At 57.8% G+C, this 22986-nt stretch carries 26 protein-coding genes; 22 read left to right on the top strand and 4 right to left on the bottom strand.

The annotated features are described in order from the left end of the window. The first annotated feature begins 5 nt into the window (after window positions 1-5). From hexR to IEV54_RS06295, 4 genes are all read left to right on the top strand, one after another. Window positions 6-881 carry a transcriptional regulator HexR gene (gene hexR / locus IEV54_RS06310; protein WP_150276726.1) on the top strand — a complete coding sequence of 292 codons (876 nt, stop codon included), beginning with the start codon at window positions 6-8 and terminating at the stop codon, window positions 879-881. A gap of 187 nt (window positions 882-1068) precedes the next feature. Next, the gene (locus tag IEV54_RS06305) at window positions 1069-1422 is read left to right on the top strand and encodes a response regulator (RefSeq protein ID WP_150276478.1); all 354 of its coding nucleotides are present in this window, start codon (window positions 1069-1071) and stop codon (window positions 1420-1422) included. Between the two features lie 151 nt (window positions 1423-1573). Continuing rightward, a complete protein-coding gene (locus tag IEV54_RS06300) occupies window positions 1574-2719 on the top strand; it encodes a sensor histidine kinase (RefSeq protein WP_188434343.1) in 1146 nt (381 codons plus the stop codon). 162 nt (window positions 2720-2881) lie between these two features. After that, window positions 2882-4471, top strand: a complete 1590-nt coding sequence (locus IEV54_RS06295) for an ABC-F family ATPase (RefSeq protein ID WP_150276476.1) — start codon at window positions 2882-2884, stop codon at window positions 4469-4471. Window positions 4472-4474: 3 nt separating this feature from the next. Here IEV54_RS06295 and IEV54_RS06290 read toward each other — a convergent pair whose 3' ends face one another. After that, window positions 4475-5188 (bottom strand): DUF1294 domain-containing protein, encoded by a 714-nt coding sequence (locus tag IEV54_RS06290; RefSeq protein WP_150276725.1) that lies wholly within the window; start codon window positions 5186-5188, stop codon window positions 4475-4477. 207 nt (window positions 5189-5395) lie between these two features. On the opposite strand from IEV54_RS06290, the gene IEV54_RS06285 reads away from it, so the two are divergent. The 3 genes from IEV54_RS06285 to IEV54_RS06275 all read left to right on the top strand — a co-directional run bounded on the left by IEV54_RS06285 (window position 5396) and on the right by IEV54_RS06275 (window position 6631). Beyond that, window positions 5396-5800 carry a TraR/DksA C4-type zinc finger protein gene (locus IEV54_RS06285; RefSeq protein WP_150276724.1) on the top strand — a complete coding sequence of 135 codons (405 nt, stop codon included), beginning with the start codon at window positions 5396-5398 and terminating at the stop codon, window positions 5798-5800. Beyond that, complete coding sequence (locus IEV54_RS06280; protein WP_150276475.1) at window positions 5784-6266, top strand: hypothetical protein; 483 nt, start codon at window positions 5784-5786, stop codon at window positions 6264-6266. Before IEV54_RS06285 ends, IEV54_RS06280 begins: the two co-directional genes overlap by 17 nt. 173 nt (window positions 6267-6439) lie before the next feature. Continuing rightward, window positions 6440-6631 carry a PA3496 family putative envelope integrity protein gene (locus IEV54_RS06275; protein ID WP_150276474.1) on the top strand — a complete coding sequence of 64 codons (192 nt, stop codon included), beginning with the start codon at window positions 6440-6442 and terminating at the stop codon, window positions 6629-6631. A gap of 18 nt (window positions 6632-6649) precedes the next feature. Here IEV54_RS06275 and IEV54_RS06270 read toward each other — a convergent pair whose 3' ends face one another. Further along, window positions 6650-7570, bottom strand: a complete 921-nt coding sequence (locus tag IEV54_RS06270) for a LysR family transcriptional regulator (protein WP_194434074.1) — start codon at window positions 7568-7570, stop codon at window positions 6650-6652. A 155-nt stretch (window positions 7571-7725) separates the two neighbouring features. Here IEV54_RS06270 and IEV54_RS06265 point away from each other — a divergent pair, with 155 nt between their 5' ends. The 15 genes from IEV54_RS06265 (at window position 7726) to IEV54_RS06195 (ending at window position 21544) form a co-directional block, all read left to right on the top strand. After that, window positions 7726-9141 carry an acetyl-CoA carboxylase biotin carboxylase subunit gene (locus IEV54_RS06265; RefSeq protein WP_150276472.1) on the top strand — a complete coding sequence of 472 codons (1416 nt, stop codon included), beginning with the start codon at window positions 7726-7728 and terminating at the stop codon, window positions 9139-9141. Window positions 9142-9234: 93 nt separating this feature from the next. Further along, window positions 9235-11055, top strand: a complete 1821-nt coding sequence (gene oadA / locus IEV54_RS06260; protein ID WP_150276471.1) for a sodium-extruding oxaloacetate decarboxylase subunit alpha — start codon at window positions 9235-9237, stop codon at window positions 11053-11055. Window positions 11056-11187: 132 nt separating this feature from the next. Further along, complete coding sequence (locus tag IEV54_RS06255) at window positions 11188-12120, top strand: sodium-dependent bicarbonate transport family permease (RefSeq protein WP_150276470.1); 933 nt, start codon at window positions 11188-11190, stop codon at window positions 12118-12120. Window positions 12121-12129: 9 nt separating this feature from the next. Next, window positions 12130-12432, top strand: coding sequence for a P-II family nitrogen regulator (locus tag IEV54_RS06250; RefSeq protein WP_150276469.1), 303 nt, complete (start codon window positions 12130-12132; stop codon window positions 12430-12432). A gap of 162 nt (window positions 12433-12594) precedes the next feature. After that, window positions 12595-13086, top strand: coding sequence for a 5-(carboxyamino)imidazole ribonucleotide mutase (gene purE / locus IEV54_RS06245; RefSeq protein WP_150276468.1), 492 nt, complete (start codon window positions 12595-12597; stop codon window positions 13084-13086). Between the two features lie 10 nt (window positions 13087-13096). Further along, window positions 13097-14179 (top strand): 5-(carboxyamino)imidazole ribonucleotide synthase, encoded by a 1083-nt coding sequence (locus IEV54_RS06240; protein ID WP_150276467.1) that lies wholly within the window; start codon window positions 13097-13099, stop codon window positions 14177-14179. A 153-nt stretch (window positions 14180-14332) separates the two neighbouring features. Then, window positions 14333-15262, top strand: a complete 930-nt coding sequence (gene cbpA, locus IEV54_RS06235; protein WP_150276723.1) for a curved DNA-binding protein — start codon at window positions 14333-14335, stop codon at window positions 15260-15262. Further along, the gene (locus tag IEV54_RS06230; protein ID WP_223825355.1) at window positions 15259-15579 is read left to right on the top strand and encodes a chaperone modulator CbpM; all 321 of its coding nucleotides are present in this window, start codon (window positions 15259-15261) and stop codon (window positions 15577-15579) included. The genes cbpA and IEV54_RS06230 overlap by 4 nt, the downstream gene beginning before the upstream one ends. 127 nt (window positions 15580-15706) lie before the next feature. Next, the gene (locus tag IEV54_RS06225; RefSeq protein WP_150276466.1) at window positions 15707-16237 is read left to right on the top strand and encodes a DUF3299 domain-containing protein; all 531 of its coding nucleotides are present in this window, start codon (window positions 15707-15709) and stop codon (window positions 16235-16237) included. A gap of 107 nt (window positions 16238-16344) precedes the next feature. Next, a complete protein-coding gene (locus IEV54_RS06220; RefSeq protein WP_188434342.1) occupies window positions 16345-17280 on the top strand; it encodes an alpha/beta hydrolase in 936 nt (311 codons plus the stop codon). Between the two features lie 3 nt (window positions 17281-17283). Continuing rightward, window positions 17284-17991, top strand: a complete 708-nt coding sequence (gene tsaA / locus IEV54_RS06215) for a tRNA (N6-threonylcarbamoyladenosine(37)-N6)-methyltransferase TrmO (protein WP_150276464.1) — start codon at window positions 17284-17286, stop codon at window positions 17989-17991. Between the two features lie 177 nt (window positions 17992-18168). Next, the gene (locus IEV54_RS06210; RefSeq protein ID WP_188434341.1) at window positions 18169-19620 is read left to right on the top strand and encodes a GGDEF domain-containing protein; all 1452 of its coding nucleotides are present in this window, start codon (window positions 18169-18171) and stop codon (window positions 19618-19620) included. A gap of 90 nt (window positions 19621-19710) precedes the next feature. Beyond that, window positions 19711-20076, top strand: a complete 366-nt coding sequence (locus IEV54_RS06205) for a DUF3301 domain-containing protein (protein ID WP_150276462.1) — start codon at window positions 19711-19713, stop codon at window positions 20074-20076. A 56-nt stretch (window positions 20077-20132) separates the two neighbouring features. Then, the gene (locus IEV54_RS06200) at window positions 20133-21140 is read left to right on the top strand and encodes a CobW family GTP-binding protein (protein ID WP_150276461.1); all 1008 of its coding nucleotides are present in this window, start codon (window positions 20133-20135) and stop codon (window positions 21138-21140) included. Next, complete coding sequence (locus tag IEV54_RS06195; protein WP_150276460.1) at window positions 21137-21544, top strand: NADH:ubiquinone oxidoreductase; 408 nt, start codon at window positions 21137-21139, stop codon at window positions 21542-21544. Before IEV54_RS06200 ends, IEV54_RS06195 begins: the two co-directional genes overlap by 4 nt. 10 nt (window positions 21545-21554) lie before the next feature. Here the strand turns inward: IEV54_RS06195 and IEV54_RS06190 are convergent, their stop codons facing one another. Both IEV54_RS06190 and IEV54_RS06185 read right to left on the bottom strand, forming a co-directional pair. Further along, window positions 21555-22016, bottom strand: coding sequence for a DUF192 domain-containing protein (locus IEV54_RS06190; RefSeq protein WP_188434340.1), 462 nt, complete (start codon window positions 22014-22016; stop codon window positions 21555-21557). A 35-nt stretch (window positions 22017-22051) separates the two neighbouring features. Then, window positions 22052-22924 carry a flagellar brake protein gene (locus tag IEV54_RS06185; protein ID WP_188434339.1) on the bottom strand — a complete coding sequence of 291 codons (873 nt, stop codon included), beginning with the start codon at window positions 22922-22924 and terminating at the stop codon, window positions 22052-22054. Between the last annotated feature and the right edge of the window lie 62 nt (window positions 22925-22986).

The raw sequence follows: 22986 nt of genomic DNA, 5'->3' as shown, positions 1-22986 counted from the left end.
CCCACGTGAACCTGCTCCAGCACATTGCCGCCAGCCGTCAGCAACTGCGCAAATCCGAACTCAAGGTCGCCGACCATGTGCTTGGTCACGCGGCCGACGTCATGCATTCGTCGATGGCCGATCTCGCGCGGGAAGTGGGTATCAGTGAACCCACCATCGTCCGGTTCTGCAGGGCTATAGGCTGTACCGGGTTTCAGGATCTCAAACTGCGTCTGGCCCAGAGCCTGGCTGCCGGGGCCAGTTTCGGTCAGTTCTCCATCAGTGAGGACGACAATGTCGGTCAGCTCGCCCACAAGATATTTGATACTACGCTGGCCACGCTGATGGACGTGCGTGAACGTCTGGACCCGCATAAGGTGGAGCGGGCGATCGAAGCGCTGAGCGATGCCCGGCGGGTGGAGTTTTATGGCTTTGGAGCATCAGGCGCCGTGGCCAGCGATGCGCAGCACAAATTCTTCCGCCTGCAGGTGTCCACTGCCGCCTATTCCGACCCGCATATGCAGGCGATGTCAGCCGTTACATTGGGGCCACAGGATGTGGCCGTGACCATTTCCCAGACCGGCCGCACCAAGGACTTGCTGCATTCAGCCGCGCTGGTCAGAGAAACCGGCGCTACGCTCATCAGTCTGTGCCCCAGCCACACCCCGCTGGCTGAGCTCGCGCAGATACACATCGCAATCGACGTGACCGAAGACACGGATATCTATACCCCCTTGTCGTCGCGCATCGCCCACCTGGTGGTTATCGATGTACTCGCCATGGGCATGGCGATGCGCCGAGGGCCGGCGCTGGTCAATCACCTGAAGAATGTCAAACGCAGTTTACGCGGACTTCGCCTGACCCATAAGGCTGGGCAGCGCAATCTCGACAACAACGATTGATTTGCGCCAAGACTTCCGGGCTGCTTACGCGAGGCATTTATCGGCCTGCCAACGCTCAAGACATGCGTGACTGGAACGACTTGATTGGAACGACTTGTGTTTGTAGCAATCAGACACTGTTAGCCATCGCTTATCGATGAGCGCTGCGGGCCGTTCGCAGCACGTCAAGACAAGGTAAATTCACCCGATGCCCCGAATATTGATTGTAGAAGACGAGCCTGTTATCGCAGAGCTGCTAGAGGAAGTACTGACAGACCATGGATTCAGCATAGTTGCCATTGCTTCGACCATAGAACAGGCTGGATCCCTGGCCGAAACCCTCGATCTGGATGGAGCACTACTGGATGTCAATCTGGGTGGGCGGGAAGTATATCCGGTGGCGCGGTTGCTCGAAGAAAAGGGCGTACCCTTTGCGTTCACTACCGGCTTCGGGTCCCTGGGGCTGCCAGCTGAGTGGGTGAACCGACCCGTTTTCTGCAAGCCCTACGATATTGAGTTATTGGCCGAGACCCTTGCGCAGTTGACTCACGGGGCTGCATAAAGCAAAAAAAACTTCCCATTTTGCAGCTTATGATCACAATTGACTGAACATGGCGAGACGGTAGTACCCCATGGAAACCGGCCCCAACGGGCAAACCGGACTCAGCACGACTAATGCATTTCGCCAAGACCCTACATCATCAGGACCTAGCATGACGACGTCGAGTACTCCCGAAACCAACCCACCTCAGGATTTACCAGCCGCCGGGAACCCGCCCGATACTCGACCCTCTCTGCTTCTCGCCGTTCAAGGCTCTGAAGAGTTACTAAACTGTCTGAGTAACCCTCAATTGAATCTTGCGGGCACCGTTGTCTGCGACTCAGCGGCTATCGTCGTTAACCAGGAGGTAGCCAGCCTGAGGGGCGGCTGCGAGCAACGGGCACTTGCAACCCTTGCCTCCCTGCATGCAGCCGGCGTATGTGGCACCTATAACAGCGATATGCAGAACCTGGATAGCGGCGCTGGAAATCCCGTGCTGGCTATCTGCTTTTGTCCTCCGGAAGACGGCTGGATCATGTGGTTCCGCGATGAGCAACCGGATCAGGCCGAGGGCTGGAGCGAAGTCGACATTGGGGCAGCCAATGCGCTGCGTGGCGATTTACTCGAAGCCTGCCTGCAACGGGCCGTGACGGCCAACCGCGTGCAACAGGGCCTTATCGCCAGGCTCGGGCACGACCTGTCCAATCCGCTGCAGTCCATAACCATGTCCGCTGCCCTGCTTCGCCCGCAAAACGAACGTGACATCGAGCTGAACCGGCACATTATTGCTGCGGGCAGGAAAATGAATCGCATGCTGGCTCAGGTACGCGACCTCAACCAGTTGCAGTCAGGCAACAAGATCAGTATCAACCCGGTAGCGACCAATCTGTCGGCTCTGCTCAAATCGGTTCTGGAAGACGAGCAGAAGCTATATGCGGATCTGATCATTGAAGCCCGGATCGAACCCGGCATACATGCGATGGTTGACGCCGAACGCTACACCGAGGTTGTTGCGCACCTTCTGAATAACGCAAGCCAGCAGAGTAAACCCCATACACCCACTGTTATTAATCTGCAAAGGCAGAATGACACCAGCAAGCTGACCGTCAGCAGTCAGATTGACCCGCTCAGCGCAGAACAGATGGCAGGACTTTTTCAGCCCGTGACCAGTGATAGCGCCATGCCGGAGCAAAGCGGCCTGAGCATGGGACTGTACATCTGTGCGGCAATCGTCCAGGCGCACGAGGGTTCCGTATGCGCCGATCAGGCGGATGGCTCGATTGATTTCTGTCTGACACTGCCGCTGCTGGAGCCGTGAGGCAGACGCCTTTCTCCTGATTGCGCGGTGCTGGCGGGTGTGCCCTACGCTCGTCGGACGCCCCTGTCAATAAACAAGCATTGCCCGTAGAATACGCGGTCCGGTTTTCTGGCCCGGTACAGCGCCCGATGACCACCCATTCTTTTCCCGCAGGACATTCTTTTGATCTCCACCGCCAATATCACCATGCAGTTCGGGGCCAAGCCTCTTTTCGAGAACGTGTCAGTCAAGTTTGGCGGTGGTAACCGTTACGGCCTGATCGGCGCCAACGGCTCGGGTAAATCCACCTTCATGAAAATCCTTGGCGGTGATCTGGAGCCCTCGGGCGGTCAGGTGATGCTCGAGCCCAATGTGCGCCTGGGTAAATTGCGTCAAGACCAGTTCGCTTACGAAAAATACAGCGTGCTGGACACCGTCATCATGGGTCATGAAGAACTGTGGAAGGTGCATGCCGAACGGGACCGCATCTATTCGATGGCGGAAATGAGCGAAGAAGACGGCATGAAAGTCGCCGAGTTGGAGACCGAGTTCGCTGAAATGGACGGCTATACCGCTGAATCCCGTGCTGGCGAGCTGCTGCTTGGCCTGGGCATTCCGTTAGCCCAGCACAGCGGCCCGATGAGCGAGATCGCCCCCGGCTGGAAGCTGCGTGTGCTGCTGGCCCAGGCGCTGTTTTCCGATCCGGAAGTGCTCTTGCTGGACGAGCCGACCAACCACCTGGATATCAATACCATTCGTTGGCTGGAAAGTCAGTTGACCATGCGCAACAGCACCATGATCATCATTTCCCACGATCGCCACTTCCTCAATAGCGTATGTACGCACATGGCGGACCTGGATTTCTGCGAGTTGCGCCTGTTCCCAGGCAACTACGATGAATACATGATGGCCGCAACTCAGGCCCGCGAGCGTCTGCTCTCCGACAACGCCAAGAAGAAGGCGCAGATCGCCGAGCTGCAGACCTTCGTCAGCCGCTTCTCCGCCAACGCCTCCAAGGCCAAGCAGGCGACCAGCCGCGCCAAGCAGATCGACAAGATCCAGCTCGATGAGGTCAAGCCTTCCAGCCGCATTAGCCCCTTCATCCGCTTCGATCAGAACAAGAAGCTGCACCGCCAGGCGGTGATCCTTGATCAGGTCAGCCAGGGTTTCGACGGAGAGGCACTGTTCAAGAACCTGAGCCTGCAAATCGAAGCCGGCGAACGGGTAGCGATCATCGGGCCCAACGGCATCGGCAAAACCACTTTGCTGCGCACACTGGTGGACGAGTTACCGCCAATGTCCGGCACCGTCAAATGGGCCGAAAGTGCCGACCTGGGCTATTTCGCTCAGGAACATGCCGACGATTTCAAAAACGACTGGACCCTGTTCGACTGGATGTCGCAGTGGACCACCGGTGGCGAGCAGCTGGTGCGCGGCACCCTGGGCCGTATGCTGTTTTCCAACGATGACATTCTGAAATCGGTGAAAGTGATTTCCGGCGGTGAGCAGGGCCGCATGCTGTTTGGCAAGCTGATCCTGCAGAAAGCCAACGTGATGATCATGGACGAACCGACCAACCACCTGGATATGGAATCCATCGAGGCGCTCAACCTGGCACTGGAAAACTACCCCGGCACGCTGATCTTCGTCAGCCATGACCGGGAGTTCGTATCCAGCCTGGCAACCCGCATCATCGAGCTGAACGAAAACGGCGTGACCGACTTCAACGGCACCTATGATGATTACCTGCGTGAACTGGGTGTGGCGGTATAAGCCTCAGTTGCCCAGTACACGCGCCAGGTATTTTCCATCCAGCAGCAGCCTGTCAGCCCAGAACAGCTGATGGGTTGCCACTATCAGCCAGAAGATAGTCTGGTACGAGGTCTTCCGGGTCTTGTGCCGGAAACGCTGCTGGGCAATCAAGGCCCCGGGCCACCCCCCTAACAGCTCGGACAGGTGCAGCAGATTCTCAGGGGTACGCTGACCTGACTCGCGGGCACTGCGCTTGTCGGATCGGTACATCAGAAAACTGATCACGCTGATTGCCAAGTACGCTGCCAGCGGCGCTATCCAGCCCTGTTGCAGGTACAGCATCAACGAGCCGGACCCTGGAAGGGCGCAGAGCCCGACCCAGATCATCAACTTGAGTGGCAGATTCTGAATACCGGCAGTGCGCGGAATACTTTTGCTCTGCGGTTTCCTCGCAGCGACCGGAGCCGGTCTTTCACGCTTGTCAGCTCCCGCTTCCCGAGGCTTGCGACGGATCGATGCCATATCAATACTCAGCCCCTCACCACGCATGTGCGTCGCTCGCAGACGGCCTTGCTCATCCTTGCCTGCCAGATAAAGAACAGTGTCGCCCTGACTTGGCCGCGCGTCGCCACGCATCACGGAGATATGCACGAAAAGCTTTGCGCCGCCGCCCTCCGGCTGGATAAAGCCAAAGCCCTTGTTGTCATCCCAACTCGATAACGTGCCCCGTTGTTCCATCAACTCATTTCCATCTGGCTGCCAGTTGCGGTCAGGATATTGTGCGTCAGCTTCACCCATTGCGAAAGCAGCGCACGCTCAACTCACATTTGCTCTCGGAAAGTCGTTACTGGCTCCCAGGCCCACGATACGGAACTTTTACCCGCTGAAAGCGCTCTGAATTAGGCCACAGGACAACACAGGCCATTCACCATGGGAACATCTCTATTGACCAAGGAAGAACTTCTCGCGCAACCAGCCGATGAGTACATGAGCGAATCCCAGCTGGCATTCTTCAAGCACCTGCTGACCACAGAGCGTGAAGAGCTGCGCGAAAGAATAGATCGCGACTTTCAGGGGCTGCGTGAATACGAAATGCCTTCCGATCCTGGAGACGTGGGCAGTGCCGAGGAACAGCGTCAATCGCAGCTGCATATGCTGGAGCGCGAAAAACGGCTGCTCGACAAGATCGATCAGGCGCTTGATCGTGTTGCCAGCGGGGAATACGGCTGGTGTGCGGAAACAGGTGACCCTATCGGGCTGCGTCGGCTTCTACTGCGCCCGACTGCCACACTCAGCATCGAAGCCAAGCAACGCCAGGAGCAACTCGAGCGCCATGTTCGCGAAGTATGACCTTTTACAGGACCGGCACAGCCGGCAGGAGTATTCCATAGTGAACCCCGACCATCAGATAACGTCGAAGCGCCTGCTTGCGGCGTTACACCGGTCGCTTGAGCTCGCCAAGCCGGAAGTGCCTGGTCTGGCATGGCTTATACCGCTAGCCGAGGGTTACCTCGATCCGACGGGGATTCATGTTGTATGGGTTTTCAATACGCGCGCCAGCCTCACGAACGCTCTGGAAGCAGGTAGCGGCAGGCTGTTGTATCAGCTGACCGCAACCGCACTGCGTGAGGCGCATATGCAAGTGGATGACATAGCCGTGAACGTGCACTTCGATACTGAAGAAGACTGTCAGCATGAGAACCAGGGCAACTGGCAGTCACGTCTTTCAATCCGCTACTATCCGGCCCGGGAAATGGACGAAGTGCAAGCAGGTCAGGGAGGAGACATATCCTCGAAACTCCCCTCTGCTTCTTGATCCTGCACCCCTCCATACCCGATGTGTTTCTGTGAGCAAGTCGACTGCTCCTCCTCTGGAATCGGCCCCTTCCTTTACTCAGCCTCAAATTCAAGGTTGTTTCACCGTTCTGTAACCATCCCGTCATCCTCGGCGCGCAAGTTGATCAGGTACTCACACAGCGGAGAACCACAATGTCTTTTGATTCCGATTTCGAAGATGGCAGCAGCTCGGTACGTAAACAGCGCCGGCAGAATGAAGATCGCAAGCGCATGGCCTATCGCAGGGCGATCGAGGAGTATCGGGAAAGTCAGGCGCTGCACGCCCAAGTATGCGACTTCCCGGACATCATCGAAGCGAGGCGTCCGGGTATCTGGATGCATTGATTATCCGGTTTACCGCTATCAGGCATTGAACTGCTCTGCCAGGCCCCGTATCTGAGCCCGTTCGGAGCGGAGAAATGCCAGAAAAGCCTGGGCCACAGGGCTGAGTCGCTTGCCACGCGCATGCACAGCGCACCAGCTGCGATACAGCGGCAGCTCGGTGAAATCCAGGCGCACCAGAGCGCCACTGCGGATAAATGCCGAAGCCGCGTGGCCAGACACAAGAGCGATACCCAGGCCAGCTATTGCTCCCTGGATCAGGCTTTCGCTTGAGCCCAGTTGCATTGATTGCTGTAGATGCACCCGTTTTTCCTGAAGAAAATCATCACTGGCCTTGCGTGTTCCCGAGCCCGGCTCACGCTGCAGCACCATCACTCCCTCGATCTCGGCAAGCGATAGGTCGCTGCGCCGTGCCAGCGGATGATCCGTATTGGCCACGGCGATAATCGGGTTGTTAAGGAATGGAAAGAACTCCAGAGCCCGGTCCTCCGGCACCAGCCCCATCAGCACTACATCATCCAGATTGTCGCGCAGGCGTTGAATGACCTGGCCCCGGGTGGCGATTTCGAGCCGGAATGACACTCCCGGATAGTGCTCACGAAAGGCAGCGAGCAGGTGAGGTGTCAGGTACTGAATGCTGCTGACCACGGCCAGACGCAGCTCGCCCTGCAAATTGCCCTGCAAAGTCGAAAGACTCATATCCAGACTTTCCAGACGCGCAAATATATCTTCGCTGGCCGCCAGCAGACTGTTAGCCGCTTCGGTGAGGTACAGCTTGCGGCCTACATATTCGAACAGCGGCTGCTCGACCTGCTCTTCCAGTTGCCTGATCTGCTGGCTGACTGCCGACTGGGTAAGGGCCATGTCCTCCGCTGCGCGGCTGAAGGAGTGGCAACTACATACTGCGCGGAATACCTGAAGCTGCCGTAGCGTCATCCTCAAAAGTGTCTTACGCACTCTGGTCTACCCTTGTATTGCGACTGTTCCACCTATGTATAAGCAATTACTAATGGATAATCCAATTATTATTCATTTCTCTTGCTTTTCTCTCTGGCGTACTTTGCCTGTATCCGGTCACCATCAGGAGGAACCAGGACGTGATCAAGAAAATCCTCATAGCCAACCGTGGCGAAATTGCCGTTCGTATCGTGCGCGCCTGCGCCGAAATGGGCATTCGCTCTGTGGCTATCTATTCCGAAGCAGACCGCTTCGCGCTCCACGTCAAACGCGCCGACGAGGCCTACAGTCTTGGCAGCGATCCCCTTTCCGGCTATCTCAATGCCCGGCAACTGGTCAACCTGGCAGTGGAGACCGGCTGTGATGCACTGCATCCCGGCTATGGCTTTCTGTCGGAGAACGCCGAACTGGCGGAGATCTGTAGTGAGCGCGGGATCAAGTTCATCGGACCTGCCGCCTCGGTCATCCGCGGCATGGGCGACAAGACCGAAGCTCGGCGCAGCATGATCAAGGCCGGCGTGCCGGTAACACCGGGTACCGAAGGCAATCTGGCCGACCTGCAGGAGGCTCTGAAGGAAGCCGAGCGCGTGGGCTACCCGATCATGCTCAAGGCCACCTCCGGTGGTGGCGGCCGCGGTATACGCCGCTGCAACACCCAGGCAGAGCTCGAGCAGGCCTGGCCGCGGGTCATTTCCGAAGCCACCAAGGCCTTTGGCTCGGCGGACGTGTTCCTGGAAAAGTGCATCGTCAATCCCAAGCATATCGAAGCGCAGATTCTGGCCGACAGTCACGGCAACACCGTGCATCTGTTCGAGCGTGACTGCTCGATCCAGCGGCGCAACCAGAAGCTGATCGAGATTGCACCCAGCCCGCAGCTGACTCCCGAGCAGCGCGCCTACATCGGTGATCTGGCGGTAAAAGCTGCGCAAGCGGTGGGTTACGAAAATGCCGGTACCGTGGAGTTTCTGCTCGCCGACGGCGAGGTGTATTTCATGGAAATGAACACTCGGGTGCAGGTGGAACACACCATCACCGAACAGATCACCGGTATCGACATAGTCCGTGAGCAGATCCGCATTGCCTCCGGTCTGCCGCTCTCGGTCAAGCAGGAAGACATCCAGCACCGGGGTTTCGCCATTCAATTCCGGATCAATGCGGAAGATCCGAAGAACGACTTCCTACCCTCTTTCGGCAAGATCACCCGTTACTACGCCCCGGGCGGTCCCGGTGTGCGCGTGGATACGGCGATCTATACCGGTTACAGCATTCCGCCCTATTACGATTCCATGTGCCTGAAGCTGATCGTCTGGGCCCTGACCTGGGAAGAAGCCCTGGACCGCGGGCTGCGCGCGCTGGACGACATGCGCCTGCAGGGTGTGAAAACCACCGCGGCCTATTACGCAGAGATTCTGGGTAACGACGAGTTTCGCAGCGGCGTATTCGACACCAGCTTCGTCGAAAGCCACCCGGAGCTGACCCGCTACTCGGTCAAACGCAAACCCGAAGAACTGGCGCTGGCCATTGCCACCGCAATTGCCGCGCACGCCGGACTATAAATTCAGCTATAAGCCGCAAGCTTCAAGCTGCAAGCAGTCCGCGCGCGAGCCGACTACCAGCTTCAGGCTTCCAGCTCATCAGGAGATAAAGAAATGAGCACCACACGCAAGATTACCGTTACCGACACCATCCTGCGCGATGCGCACCAGTCGTTGCTGGCCACCCGCATGCGCACCGAAGACATGCTGCCGATCTGCGACAAGCTCGATCAGGTCGGTTACTGGTCGCTGGAAGTCTGGGGCGGCGCGACGTTCGATGCCTGCGTGCGCTTTCTCAAGGAAGACCCCTGGGAGCGTCTACGCCAGTTGCGTGAAGCGCTTCCCAATACCCGTTTGCAGATGCTCCTGCGCGGCCAGAACCTGCTCGGCTACCGCCACTACAGCGATGACGTAGTAAAGGCCTTCGTCGCCAAAACGGCAGAGAACGGCATCGATGTGTACCGCATCTTCGACGCGATGAACGATGTGCGCAACCTCGAGACCTCGATCAAAGCGGTCAAGGATGCCGGTAAGCATGCCCAGGGCACCCTCGCCTATACCACCAGTCCGGTGCATAACGTGCAAGGCTACGTGGCGCAGGCCAAAGCCATGGCGGCCATGGGTATCGATTCCATTGCGATCAAGGACATGGCCGGTCTGCTGACCCCGTTCGCGACCGCCGAATTGGTCACCGCACTCAAGGCCGAACTCAGCCTCCCGGTATTCATCCATTCCCACGATACCGCCGGCATGGCTGCCATGTGCCAGATCAAGGCAATCGAAGCCGGTGCGGACCATATCGACACAGCGATTTCCAGCATGGCCTGGGGCACCAGCCATCCGGGCACCGAATCCATGGTCGCGGCGCTCAAGGGCACCCCCTACGACACCGGACTGGATCTGGCCTTATTGCAGGAAATCGGCATGTATTTCCATGCCGTGCGCAAGAAGTATCACCAGTTTGAAAGCGAGTTTACCGGCGTGGATACGCGGGTGCAGGTCAACCAGGTGCCTGGCGGGATGATGTCCAACCTGGCGAATCAGCTCAAGGAACAGAACGCGCTGAACCGGATTCAGGAAGTCTTCGAGGAAATTCCGCGCGTACGCGCCGATCTCGGTTTCCCGCCCCTGGTGACCCCGACGTCGCAGATTGTCGGCACCCAGGCGGTGTTCAACGTCTTGGCTGGCGAGCGCTACAAGACCATCACCAACGAGGTCAAGCTCTACCTGCAGGGCCGCTACGGTCAGGCCCCCGGCCAGGTCGACGCTGACCTGCAGCGCCGCGCCATCGGCAACGAACAGGTCATAGACGTGCGCCCGGCCGATCTCATCAAGCCGGAAATGGACAAGCTGCGCGCGGAAGTCGGCAGCCTGGCGCAAAGCGAAGAGGACGTGCTGACCTATGCCATGTTCCCCGACATGGGCCGCAAATTCCTGGAAGAGCGCGCCGCCGGCACACTCAAGCCCGAAGAACTGCTCCCCGTACCCAGCGTATCAGGTGCGCCAGGCAAGCCGATGGTGGAAGACGGCGCACCGACCGAGTTCATCATTGACGTTCACGGCGAAAGCTACCGTGTTGATATCACCGGTGTGAGCGTCAAGGGCGACGGCAAACGCCACTTCTACCTGAGCCTGGACGGCATGCCCGAGGAAGCCGTGTTCGAACCGCTTAACTCCTTTGCCGGTAGCGGCGGGGGCAGCCAGCGCAAGCAGGCGAGTCAACCCGGCCACGTCACCACCAACATGCCCGGTAACGTCGTCGATGTACTGGTCCAGGTCGGCGACACGGTCAAGGCCGGCCAGGCTGTACTGGTCAGCGAGGCCATGAAAATGGAAAGCGAAATCCAGGCCGCCATCGGCGGTACCGTCAAAGCCGTAAACGTGGCCAAGGGCGACCGGGTCAATCCGGGCGAGATATTGATCGAGATAGAATAAGGGCAGCGGCAAGCCCCAAGCTACAAGCCGCAAGATTGATCGGAGTCGTTGACGGGCACTAAGGCCCCACACCACTCCGGATCGCTTGCAGCTTGAAGCTTGCAGCTTGAAGCTGCTTTCCTGGAGGAAAGCATGGGTTTTGATCCGGTAGTACTGTTCTTTGTATTCGGTCTGATCGCCGGTCTGGTGAAGAGCGAACTGAAACTTCCACCGGGGCTGTATGACACCCTGTCGATCATCCTGTTGCTGGCGATCGGTCTGCATGGGGGTGTGGAGCTTGCCGAACAGGCCAGCCCGGCCTTGCTCGGGCAGACGCTGGCGGTCCTGGCGCTGGGTATCGCCCTGCCCCTGATAGCCTTTCCGCTGCTCCGCATGTTGCGCTTCCCACGGGTCGATGCCGCGAGCATCGCGGCCCACTACGGCTCGGTCAGCGCCGGTACCTTTGCAGTGGTAATCGCCTATCTGCTGGCGCGCGACATCATGTTCGAAAGCTATATGCCGCTTTTCGTGGCGGTGCTTGAAGTGCCTGCGATCATTGTTGGTATTCTGCTGGCCAAGGGCATTCGCCGGGATACTGACTGGAAAGCGCTCAGCCACGAAGTCTTCTTGGGCAAGAGCATCATGTTGCTGCTCGGCGGCCTGATCATCGGGGTACTCGCCGGCAAGGAAGCGATTGCTCCGCTCGAACCGCTATATACCAGCATGTTCAAACCGGTACTGGCGTTCTTCCTGCTGGAAATGGGCTTGATTGCGTCGCGCCACCTGGGCAGCCTGCGCACTACTGGTCCGCGGCTGGTGGCGTTCGCATTGGCGTTTCCGCTAGTTGGCGCACTAGCCGGAGCGCTTTTGGGCACCGCCCTGGGACTGACGGTGGGGGGCGTTACTGTTCTCGCCACCCTGGCAGCCAGCGGCTCCTACATCGCGGTGCCTGCCGCAATGCGTCTGGCGCTGCCCGAAGCCAATCCGGCGCTGTCCCTGACGGCATCATTGGGCATTACATTCCCTTTCAATATACTGGTGGGCATTCCCCTTTATCTTTCACTGGCCGAGTGGCTGGCCGCCTGAGGAGCAACCATGAGCATGTCAACCCGCACCCTGCTCACGCTGATCTGCGAAGCAGCCCTGGAACCCAGGCTCATCAAGGACCTGCAGCGCCTTGGAGCGCCCGGCTGGACTCTCTCTGATGCCCGGGGCAGTGGCACCCGAGGCGTGCGCAGCGCTGGCTGGGACAATGACGGCAACATCCGCCTGGAGGTGGTCTGCGGTAGGGAGCGTGCCGAACAGATCGTCCATCACCTGCAGGAACGTTACTACGACGACTACGCCATGATCTGCTATTTGTCAGACGTTGAGGTGCTCAGGCCGCAGAAGTTCTGATATTCCTCAATTCGGGTTATACTACGCGGCTTCATACAGTCAGCAGGCCGCACCCGGACACCGGGACCCGATCTGCTCCGCCAAGCCACGTCAGTAACCCTGCCGTGGCTTGTTGGTTTTTGCCGTAACCGCACGGCACAACAGAAAGCGAGGCACCGATAGATGACCGCATTGGTTGGCGTAATCATGGGCTCCAAATCAGACTGGTCCACCCTGAGTCATACGGTGGATATGCTCGAGCAGTTGGGCATACCCCATGAGGTCAAGGTCGTCTCCGCGCACCGTACGCCGGACCTGCTTTTCCAGTATGCCGAAGAAGCTGCCGGCAAGGGTATTGAAGTCATTATCGCGGGTGCCGGCGGTGCTGCGCACCTGCCAGGCATGTGCGCCGCCAAAACCCATTTGCCGGTACTTGGCGTACCAGTGCAGTCGTCAATGCTCTCGGGTGTGGATTCACTGTTGTCCATCGTGCAGATGCCTGCTGGTGTGCCGGTTGCCACCCTGGCGATAGGCAAAGCCGGAGCAATCAACGCCGCGCTATTGTCGGCAAGCATTCTTGGTGCCAAACACCCGCAATTTCATCAGGCGCTTCAGGAGTTCCGCACACGCCAGACTGACAAGGTGCTGGATAACCCGGACCCCCGACAGGACTGAGGACATATATATGAAGATCGGCGTAATCGGTGGTGGCCAACTGGGCCGTATGCTCGCACTGGCAGGGACTCCCCTCGGGCAACAATTCGTGTTTCTTGACCCTGCGGCGGACGCCTGCGCCCAGGCATTGGGCGAGCACATCCACGCCGACTACAGCGACCGCGATCATCTGCGCCAAATGGCTGATGAATGTGATGTAGTCACCTTCGAGTTTGAAAGTGTGCCTGCCGACACGGTCGCTTTTCTGTCCCAGTTCGTACCCGTCTTCCCCAACGCAGAGTCTCTGCGCATTGCCCGGGACAGGTGGTTCGAGAAATCAATGTTCCAGGACCTCGGCATTCCCACACCCGAGTTCGCCGATATTCAGTCGCAGGCAGATCTGGAAGCGGCAGTTACTCGCATCGGTTTACCTGCGGTGATGAAAACACGCACCCTGGGCTACGACGGCAAGGGTCAGAAGGTGCTCCGGCATCCCGAGGATGTGACAGGGGCCTTCGCTGAACTCGGCAGTGTGCCCTGTATTCTTGAGGGCTTTGTGCCGTTCCAGGGAGAAGTATCTTTGATCGCGGTGCGCGGTCGTAACGGTGAGACAGCCTTCTACCCGTTGGTACTCAACGTTCATGACAAGGGTATTCTGCGCCTGTCGGTGGCCAGCGCTGCACACCCGCTGCAGGCTCTGGCCGAAGACTACGCCCACCGGGTGCTCAAGCAACTTGATTATGTCGGCGTACTGGCGTTCGAGTTCTTCGAAATTGATGGCGGTCTTAAAGCCAACGAGATCGCCCCTCGTGTGCACAATTCAGGGCATTGGACAATTGAAGGCGCCCGCTGCAGCCAGTTCGAGAATCACCTGCGTGCCATAACCGGTTTGCCGCTGGGCTCCACTGCCAAGGTCGGCGAAAGCGCGATGTTGAATTTTATTGGCGAAGTGCCTCCTATCGAGCAGATCACCGCGATCGACGATTGCCATCTGCACCACTACGGCAAGGCATTCAAGGCAGGACGCAAGGTGGGACACGCTACGCTGCGTTGCACTGACAACCAGGCTCTGGACGCCCGAATCGCCGAATTGCAGGCACTGATCGGCGTCTGATCCGGGAGGCAACTCGCGCGGCTATAGGCTGCGTGGTCGCTAGCCCGGGCAAGTGACAGCTGCGATTACCCCTGGCGAGCAACATGCTCTATGCTCGAGGTAATCAGTTGCCAGATGCAGGCAGCCTGCCTCATCGAAAAAAACGGGCCCCTTATGGATTTCAAGGATTACTACGCCACGCTGGGTGTGCAACCCGATGCGGACGATAAGACAATCAAAACGGCTTATCGCAAGCTGGCACGCCAGTATCATCCGGATGTCAGCAGTCTTGCCGGCGCGGAAGAGAAATTCAAGGAAGTGGCCGAGGCCTACGAGGTATTGCACAGCGTCGAGAAGCGCGCCGAGTACGATGAGTTGCGCCAGGCTCGGCAGCAGCGACAGCATTACAGCGGCGCACCACCGGGTGCCTCCGGTTCCCGCGAGACAAATCAGGATTTTGCGGACTTTTTCGAGTCCATGTTTGGCTCTGCAGGTGCACGCCAAACGCCCTTTGACGACAACCGATTTGCTCAGAAAGGGCGTGATGTGGAAATTGAAATGCCGGTGTTTCTGGAAGAAACACTCGAAAACACCAGCAAGCCAGTCGAGTTCATGCTGCCATACCGTGACGAGCAGGGCCGCATGCAGGAGCTCAAGAAGTCCCTGAAGGTAAAGATTCCTGCGGGAGTGCGCGATGGCGAGCGTATTCGCCTCAAGGGCCAGGGCGCGCCTGGCAGCGGCAATGCAGCTAATGGTGACCTGTACCTGCACATAAGGCTGGTACCGCACCCGCTGTTCGATGTGGAGGGGCATAATCTGGTGATTACCGTGCCACTGGCTCCCTGGGAGGCGGCCCTTGGAACCAAGGTCACAATCCCGACACTGGTTGGCAAAATCCAGTTGACCATCCGGCCGGACAGTCAATCTGGACAGCGCCTGCGTATAAAGGGCAAAGGGCTGGTAGGCAAGAGTGGCCCTGGCGACCTCTTCGCAGTGCTGAAGGTGGTCATGCCTCGCCAGACAGACGAAGCCACGCGCAAACTGTGGGCACAGCTAGCTGATAAAGCCGGTTTCGACCCGCGAGCAGAATGGAGCCAGGCATGATGAGCACCGTGACCCATGTACATATCAACTTTGCAGAGCTGCGTCAGTGTGTGAGCATCAGCGAAGACCAGTTGCTTCAGCTCGTTACTGAAGGGATTCTCAACCCCAGGACCGGTCAAGGTCCCGAAGAGTGGGAATTTGACAGCACCAGCGTCAGCCTTGTTCACAAGGCAGAACGCATATGTCACGACCTTGCTGTTGATTGGAGCGACATGCCTCTGGTGCTTGGTCTGCTTGAGGAGGTACAGCAACTCAGGGCAGAAAATACCTATCTGCGGCAGCGCCTTGGCCGTTTCCTGCAGGACGAACAGTCCTGACGCCAGCTAGCTTTGCCCAGCGGGACCTGTAAAAATCCGGTCTTTGTAAAGCGCGTGCACTGCGGGATATTCCTTTTGCGGGAAGCATTCCCGGCCCGCCAATACCCTCTCGCTCCTGAGTATCATTATGCGCCTGCCTCTATTCATCGCTCTATGCCTCAGCCTGTCAGCCACGGTCCATGCGACCCCTCAAACCGTTGACTGGCTCGATCTCCTGCCGGAGGAAGACTATCAAGCGATGCTGGATATGCCCGAGATCGGGCATGACGTCAGTGAGGAGGCCCCCGGCGATTTCAGTACCGGGCTGCGCCAGCGCGACCGAAGCCTGCCCGACGTCATGTACTCTACAAACGTGGTTACAGAACTGAATAACCAGCAACTGCGTATTGCCGGTTATCCTGTGCCACTGGAAAGCAATGAGCGCGGACTCTACACCAGCTTCTTCCTGGTGCCATACGCCGGTGCGTGCATCCATGTTCCACCCCCGCCGCCCAACCAGATAATTCTGGTGGAATACCCCCAGGGCATCGCGATCGAGGATATCTACGAGCCCTTCTGGATCAGCGGCAACCTGCTGATAGACCAGACCAGTAACGAGCTCGCAGATGCCAGTTACCGTTTTACTGCCGACAGGGTATGGACCTACGACGGCGAGTGAAATAGCCTTTGGCCATCGCCCTTACGGGTGGGTCACGATTACCGGCATTCCGTTATGCTAGAGGTCGTGACCACATGGTCACAGGGAATTCTGATGGAGTTGTTCAGATGGAATCGCTAATCGGTTTGGTTGGCCTGGCAATATTGGTTGTTGTGTACTTGCGGCGCTGGCTGCTGAGACGCGAGATCCCCCAGCAGCAGGCAACCTCCTTCAAGGGAGAGGTATTTACGGTAGGACAGGCCAGCATAACGCGCAGAACGAGCGGGCAGCCACCCAGCGCAAGTGTCGTTGTGATGCCGGGTTTCATGGAGAATTTTCTGTACTTCACCGCGTATTACGAAGACCCGGCCATCGAGTTGATTCTGATTACCAGCGCGGACTATCACGTCCCCGTACTCGATTGCCGTCCCGGTGTGCCAGCCTGGAGCAGAGTTCCAGATACGGCCCCAGGTACCATCGCCTATGATGCCGAAGTTATGAATTTGGCACTGCGCAATCTGGTTACTACCGACAATGTCCGGGTCCATGGCCACTCTAGAGGAGGAGCCGTTACCCTGGAAGCGGCACGGCAACAGCCTGCATTGTTCGAGAACATTGAAGTTATTCTGGAGGCCCCCGTACTGCCCCAGGGCAAGCCATATGCCCCGATGCCCCCCCTGGCGCGCTGGTTTGTGCCTTTTTACCTGCCGATGTGGCAGCAGCAACCGATTTCTGCACGCAATCGCGCCATCTGGGGCCCACTGGACGACTCCCGTAAACGGGAGCTGATCATGGGTCTGCCATTTAATCCACGGCACTGCTCCACCATGGTCACCAATCTTAAGGACATGGCAGGCTGGATGGACGCAACCGGAAGTGAGATCTACCGACATGTAAAGCGTGGAGCCATTCTGGTTCCAGGTAAGGATCGGGTGTTGCAAACCGATGCCATGCGCGCAAGCGCCCAACAGGCGGAGAGTCTTCAGGTGATCGAGATCGAGGGCGGGAGCCATTTCGTTGTTCCCGACCATCCCGATTCGATACCTCCATTGTCGCTGGGTTAAAGCATGGCCTATAGCTTCGAGCCCGTAGGCGTGGTGCATTCGTGTTTCCACGAAAAGTTTGCCATACCCCGGCAGCCCAGCCTGGCCGCTGCCGCGCGCGGTGTGATCGAGCTGTTGGCCCCCTATGACAAACCCGAAGCGCTGGCAGGACTGGAACATGTCAGCCATCTGTGGCTGCTATTTGTGTTTCACGCAGCCCCTTCGGGTCCCGATTACCTGCGGGTGCGACCTCCTCGTCTGGGCGGTAATCAGCGTGTAGGGGTTTTTGCCAGCCGGTCGACCCACCGGCCTAATCCCTTGGGCCAATCAGTGGTTCGCCTGGACGCCGTAGAGCCGGGAAAGCTGTTGATTTCGGGCATAGACTTGCTCGATGGCACACCGATACTGGATATCAAGCCCTATGTACCCTACGCCGACCATGTAGCAGATGCCCGCAACGATATGGCGAGTAGTGCACCCGCCCTGGTGCCGGTCGCCTGGAAACCGGCTGCCTGGCAATCTGCGAGAGAACACGCACTGCGCCTGCAGCAACCGGTTATCGAGCTGATCGAGCAATGCCTGGCTCAGGACCCCAAACCAGCCTATCAACAGCCGGGGCCAGAACGGGAATACGGTGTCCGTTTCTGGGATCTGAACGTGCGTTGGCACTATCCACAAGCGGGTTGCATCCAGGTTCTGGTGGTCGAGAAACAGCCCACAGCCAAGGCCTGATCGCACATACAACACCCCCCATCACCGGCTATACTCGAACCTTGATCAATAGCAGGACGACGCCTTTTGTTGTACTACTCCCCCATGCTCCTGGGATTATGTCTACTGGTTGCCGTAGCGATTGCAGCAACTGCCCTGTGGCACATGTCTCGGCCTTACTCCGGCCCCGGATTCTGGATGGCCGGCAGTTGGTCCCTGATCGGTGGGATCATCCTGTTTATCGGGTTCATTCTCACCGGTAGCCCGACGTTGAATGTGCTTGGCAACGCCGGTCAGCTGGCGGGTGAGGCGCTCTTCCTCCTGGGTATTTTCCGTTTCATGGGCCGCCCGTTGCCCTGGTGGATAGTGCCACTTAGCGTCAGCCTGATGGTCCTGTTCAACATCCACTACTGGATGTATGAAGGCAATTCGGATTTTCTGATGGGTATCTATTCGACGATTGCCGGGCTGCTGCCTGTCCAGGCGATAGTGCTTTTATTGCGCGAAAAGTCCGATCCTGCCACCCGGCCCGCCCGCCTGCTGGTAGGCTTCAGTTTGTTGATATATTCGATCGTTACGCTACTGCGCGGATACCTGGGTTACCACGACTGGTGGCACGGCGCGCCCTACGTCAACCCCTATGAGTCGTTCAGCTATTTGTTGCCATACAACTTCGCCATTCCCGCGCTGGTCATGGGGTTTATCGGCGTCACGCTGATGACCATGCAACGCATTCTTGCCAACAGCCAGCAACACGCCGAGCAGGCGCGTAACAGTGCAATGCGCTTCGAACGCTTACTGGGCGCCTCTACCTCGGCAGTCATGATTGTAAAAGCCGGTCTGATCCAGGACGCCAATCTACGCCTGGAACAGCTTAGTGGTCTGTCGAGGGATCGTCTGGTTCACCAATCGGTTTTGGCCCTGTTTCCCGAAAGCAGCCACGACCTGATCCAGAAGCACTTGTCTCGTACCCATGCCAGCCAACTGGATGTGGACGCTGTGCATGCCAACGGTCAACACTTTCCCGCGGAAATCAGCATCGCGCCCCTGGGCGAGAAAAGCGATGATCTGGTCGTTGAAATCCGCGATGTGAGCCATCGCAAGGCACTGGAAGAGCAGCTGCTTCTGCTGGCTACCCAGGATTCCCTGACTGGCGCTCTCAATCGCCGCGCTTTCAACGCCGAGGCCCAATTGGCAATCAAACGGGCGACCCGCTATAAGCGCCCGTTGAGTTTTGCCATACTGGATCTGGACCACTTCAAGCTTATCAACGACAACCATGGACATCTTGCCGGCGATCAGGCGCTCCAGCGTTTCGCCGATCTGTGCCGCGCGGTCTTGCGTGAAGGAGATATCTTCGCGCGTTTCGGAGGCGAAGAGTTTGTTCTGCTACTGGCCGAGACCGACACGACTGCTTCCATGCAGTTGCTTGAGCGGTTGCGAGAAGCAGTGAATGGGCTGATCCTGGAACATGCTGGCGAGCCCTTCAGCTTACAGGTCAGTGCCGGTCTGGCGGGCTGGGAGCCTGGAGACACCATGGAGAGCTTGTTCAAGCGGGCAGACCAGGCACTGTACGCGGCAAAAACGAGCGGACGCAACCGTGTTGTACTCTGGACAGCCAACACCCCCGAGGGTGCTACCGGTATCTGACCGGGGCCCTATCGGCCCGCCCAGACACGACAGGCAAAACCGACAACTGTGCTAGGCTTGACGCTCTGTATTTCCCGAGGAAGTGGCTCGATGTTCGATCTTCGTCATGCTGGCCTTTTGATTCTGGCCGTCGCTATCGGTTTCTGGTTATGGCGCACTCTGGGGTTGCGCGATCGGGCACTGGCGCTGGTCAGGCAGCATTGCCGCCAGGCTGACGTACAGTTGCTGGATGAAAGTATCTATCTGAACAAGGTACGGATAGGTCGCAGCAAAGGTTTGCGCTTTGCCCTGGTACGCCGCTACGGATTCGAATTTACCGTCACCGGCGAGCGTCGTTACCATGGGTATGTCGAGTTGTACGGGCCCCGGCTCCGACATATCGAGCTGGCTCCCCATCCTTTCCCAGGCGGTAGCCCGGACAACGTTCAGGAATCCTTCGGACAACGTCTGAACTGATCGGTCATCTTCGGTTCCACGTGGAACTGCCCGCGACCTGGCGGTATGCTTGCCTGATGACTATTTCTTCCAAAATTGAGCACGTGGCCACCCACCTGATCGCTGGTCCTCTGGGTGCTGGCAAGACATCATTAATTCGGAGTCTACTGGCACAACGTCCGGCGCATGAGCGCTGGGCTGTCCTGATCAACGAATTCGGTCAGATCGGCATAGACGCGGCTTTGTTGCATACCGACGCTGCTGGGGTGCAGCTCGCAGAAATCCCTGGCGGCTGCCTGTGCTGCGTTAATGGTGTACCTTTTCAGGTCGGGCTGAACAGGCTTTTACGTCGTGCCCGACCGCACCGGCTATTTATCGAGGCGTCCGGGCTGGGGCATCCGCAGGCTCTGATGCGTCAATTGGCTGCCGACCCATGGCAGAGCGTATTGGCGTTGCAACCGTTGATCATGGTGATCGATGCGCCCCGGCTCCTGGCAGACGGGAAGCTGAGTGAGCCCCAGCAACTGGCCCTGGAAAGTGCCGGGCTTGCGGTTCTGAATAAAACCGAAGAGCTGACATCCGAGCAATGCACGGCACTGATACTGAAAGTACGCCCGGTACCCACAGTCTGTGCCGTCCAGGGCGTACTGGACCTCTCGCAACTGCCCGTCTCTGTGACATTTACCGGGCACGGTTTCAGTCCTCAGTTGCCCGACGCAACGCTGCCCCCGGGCAAACTCTGGCGTAACGTTGATGACTGGCACTGTCATAGACATCAACAGACAGATCAGCACAGCATTGGCTGGGTAATTCACCCCCATCAGATATTTCATCTTGATGAAGTGCGTTCCTGGTTGGATCGATTCTCCTGCCATCGTGCCAAGGGCGTACTGCATACCACTGACGGCTGGATGTCCTTCAATGCAGTGGCCGGAGATAAGCCGGTTTGGCACCCCAGTGCATGGCGTCGTGACAATCGTCTCGAGCTGATTTCAAGCAGCCCATTCGATGGCCATGAGCTGGAGTCTGCCCTGCGTGCCACCGTTGCAACACCGTCTACCCATAGCCAGAGGGAGCTGCCATGAAACTGCGTAAGGCCTTTATATCAATGATGCTCTGCGCCATCGGCACACAGGCTTTAGCCCAGCAGGCCTGCTTGATTACCTCGAGCGATGCTGAATTGCCGATTCGAATGTGTCAGCAGAACATCAGTATTCCAGATACCCTATTTTCCAGCAGCTTTTGTCAGCCACAGATTTCCGACCGGACCTTCAATATCGATTTTATGGACCAGTGCCCAACTGGGGCTTACGGAATATGCGAAGGAGCGAAAGCCCAGGGTGTCGCCTATGAGCAATCGATTCACTATTACAGTGATGCCACAGATGCGCCGGTACTGAAGGCCTATTGTGAAAGAATCAGTGAAGGAACCTGGCAAGAGCCCCCTCGAGAGTCGAGCGAATTGGTATCACCGGGCGTTAACCCCTGAGAAACTGGATTTACCATCTTGGCGCAGGTTCTTCGAGCAAATCGCCCAGATCCAGTATCTGACCTTCTTCAAGCCCCAGATTCCGCGCGGTGCCAGCTGGCACCTCAAGTACAAAGCGCAACGGCTGGTCGGCATGGTATATCTGGCACGGCATCGAAGAGCAAGGCGGCACATTGGGGAAGATCTGCGCTATTTCGCCCGTTTCATCAACATATAACAGGTCCAGACTGATCACCATGTTGCGCATCCAGATCGCCGGCTGAGTGCCTTGCGGGAAGTCAAACAACATACCGGTACCGGAGGCCAGGTTCTTGCGCCCCATCAATCCCTGCCGACGGCTGTCAGGGTCTGCGACGTACTCGACTACAAAGCGTTGGTCGGCCAGCATCAACTCAATGCGCTCGACAGATGCGGCAGCACTGGCTACAAAAACACTCAAGAGCAGAGCAAGACCGCAGATCCAGACTCCCACACCTCTCCAGCGGTATACCCTCTGAGAACAACTCATCAAAGATTATCTTTCAGCAAATTCTGATAAACCATGTTGGTCAGGTAGAGCCGATCCTGTTCGTTAAGATCAACGAATTCGACCCCGGTCGCCACCAGACCCTTGTTGCCTTCGTCCTTGCTCACCGCACGCACCTTGGCTTTGATACTCAGATAGACGTCCAGACCCGATGGGTTAATCCGGAAGGAGAGTGTCACATCGTCGTCCTTGTCGGCCACTGACTGCGGCGACAACATTCGCGCGCCACCCCAGCTCAGATCAACTATCTTAGCTGCGCCCTTACCCTGCGGGGCGACAACAGACGTAACCAGTTCCACCGGTACCCTCGCCGAGCCACGAATACGCATTGATTGAACGGATTCGGGATAGGCAAGATGCAGGTAGGGAAATGGCGAGAGGTTGGATTTGAGAACCCGTGTCTTGTAGGCGACAGCGTCTTTGCCAACAAAACCGCGAACCAGAAACTGTTGCCCTTCCTTGATAAATACCAGTTTTCCCTGAGCCGTGGGGCTGGTTACCATGATGCTGACTGGCGCATGAAAACCGAGCATTTTTACCTGATAGCGCTCGGTATGCGTGGCATGCAGCGTCTGCAATTGCACCATATCGCCTGGAGCCAACTGTATCTGGGCGAGCGTAGATATCTGCATTTCGTTGGCCAGAGGCGCATCACCTTCGGCGTTTTTGTCTTCTGCGGCATTGCGCTCCGGCGCAGCCCGATAAATACCCAGTTTGAACAACTGATCAAGCAGGGGCTGACTGTCGACGATCCGCGACTGCTCCATCAATACCTTCCCTTCAGAATCCATCAGATCCCAAGGCAAGGGGCTGCCAATATGAATGTCTTTTTCCGTCAGAGGTATCAAGGTCACCCGGTACTCCGTCACCTGCAAGCAGTAGGCAGTCAATGTAGCACAGTGCCGCCAATGCGCTA

The organism is Halopseudomonas salina, assembly GCF_014637955.1.
In the GTDB taxonomy this organism is placed as follows: domain Bacteria; phylum Pseudomonadota; class Gammaproteobacteria; order Pseudomonadales; family Pseudomonadaceae; genus Halopseudomonas; species Halopseudomonas salina.
Note: the sequence above shows the minus strand (reverse complement) of the source record. Positions and strands in the feature narration are given on the sequence as shown.

Bases quoted from the DNA above. Each gene is read 5' to 3' on its own strand.
- IEV54_RS06305 (WP_150276478.1), top strand. From the start codon at position 1,069: ATGCCCCGAATATTGATTGTAGAAGACGAGCCTGTTATCGCAGAGCTG.
- IEV54_RS06300 (WP_188434343.1), top strand. From the start codon at position 1,574: ATGACGACGTCGAGTACTCCCGAAACCAACCCACCTCAGGATTTACCA.
- IEV54_RS06290 (WP_150276725.1), bottom strand. From the start codon at position 5,188: ATGGAACAACGGGGCACGTTATCGAGTTGGGATGACAACAAGGGCTTT.
- IEV54_RS06280 (WP_150276475.1), top strand. From the start codon at position 5,784: ATGTTCGCGAAGTATGACCTTTTACAGGACCGGCACAGCCGGCAGGAG.
- IEV54_RS06275 (WP_150276474.1), top strand. From the start codon at position 6,440: ATGTCTTTTGATTCCGATTTCGAAGATGGCAGCAGCTCGGTACGTAAA.
- oadA (WP_150276471.1), top strand. From the start codon at position 9,235: ATGAGCACCACACGCAAGATTACCGTTACCGACACCATCCTGCGCGAT.
- IEV54_RS06255 (WP_150276470.1), top strand. From the start codon at position 11,188: ATGGGTTTTGATCCGGTAGTACTGTTCTTTGTATTCGGTCTGATCGCC.
- IEV54_RS06250 (WP_150276469.1), top strand. From the start codon at position 12,130: ATGAGCATGTCAACCCGCACCCTGCTCACGCTGATCTGCGAAGCAGCC.
- purE (WP_150276468.1), top strand. From the start codon at position 12,595: ATGACCGCATTGGTTGGCGTAATCATGGGCTCCAAATCAGACTGGTCC.
- IEV54_RS06240 (WP_150276467.1), top strand. From the start codon at position 13,097: ATGAAGATCGGCGTAATCGGTGGTGGCCAACTGGGCCGTATGCTCGCA.
- cbpA (WP_150276723.1), top strand. From the start codon at position 14,333: ATGGATTTCAAGGATTACTACGCCACGCTGGGTGTGCAACCCGATGCG.
- IEV54_RS06230 (WP_223825355.1), top strand. From the start codon at position 15,259: ATGATGAGCACCGTGACCCATGTACATATCAACTTTGCAGAGCTGCGT.
- IEV54_RS06225 (WP_150276466.1), top strand. From the start codon at position 15,707: ATGCGCCTGCCTCTATTCATCGCTCTATGCCTCAGCCTGTCAGCCACG.
- IEV54_RS06220 (WP_188434342.1), top strand. From the start codon at position 16,345: ATGGAATCGCTAATCGGTTTGGTTGGCCTGGCAATATTGGTTGTTGTG.
- tsaA (WP_150276464.1), top strand. From the start codon at position 17,284: ATGGCCTATAGCTTCGAGCCCGTAGGCGTGGTGCATTCGTGTTTCCAC.
- IEV54_RS06210 (WP_188434341.1), top strand. From the start codon at position 18,169: ATGGCCGGCAGTTGGTCCCTGATCGGTGGGATCATCCTGTTTATCGGG.
- IEV54_RS06205 (WP_150276462.1), top strand. From the start codon at position 19,711: ATGTTCGATCTTCGTCATGCTGGCCTTTTGATTCTGGCCGTCGCTATC.
- IEV54_RS06200 (WP_150276461.1), top strand. From the start codon at position 20,133: ATGACTATTTCTTCCAAAATTGAGCACGTGGCCACCCACCTGATCGCT.
- IEV54_RS06195 (WP_150276460.1), top strand. From the start codon at position 21,137: ATGAAACTGCGTAAGGCCTTTATATCAATGATGCTCTGCGCCATCGGC.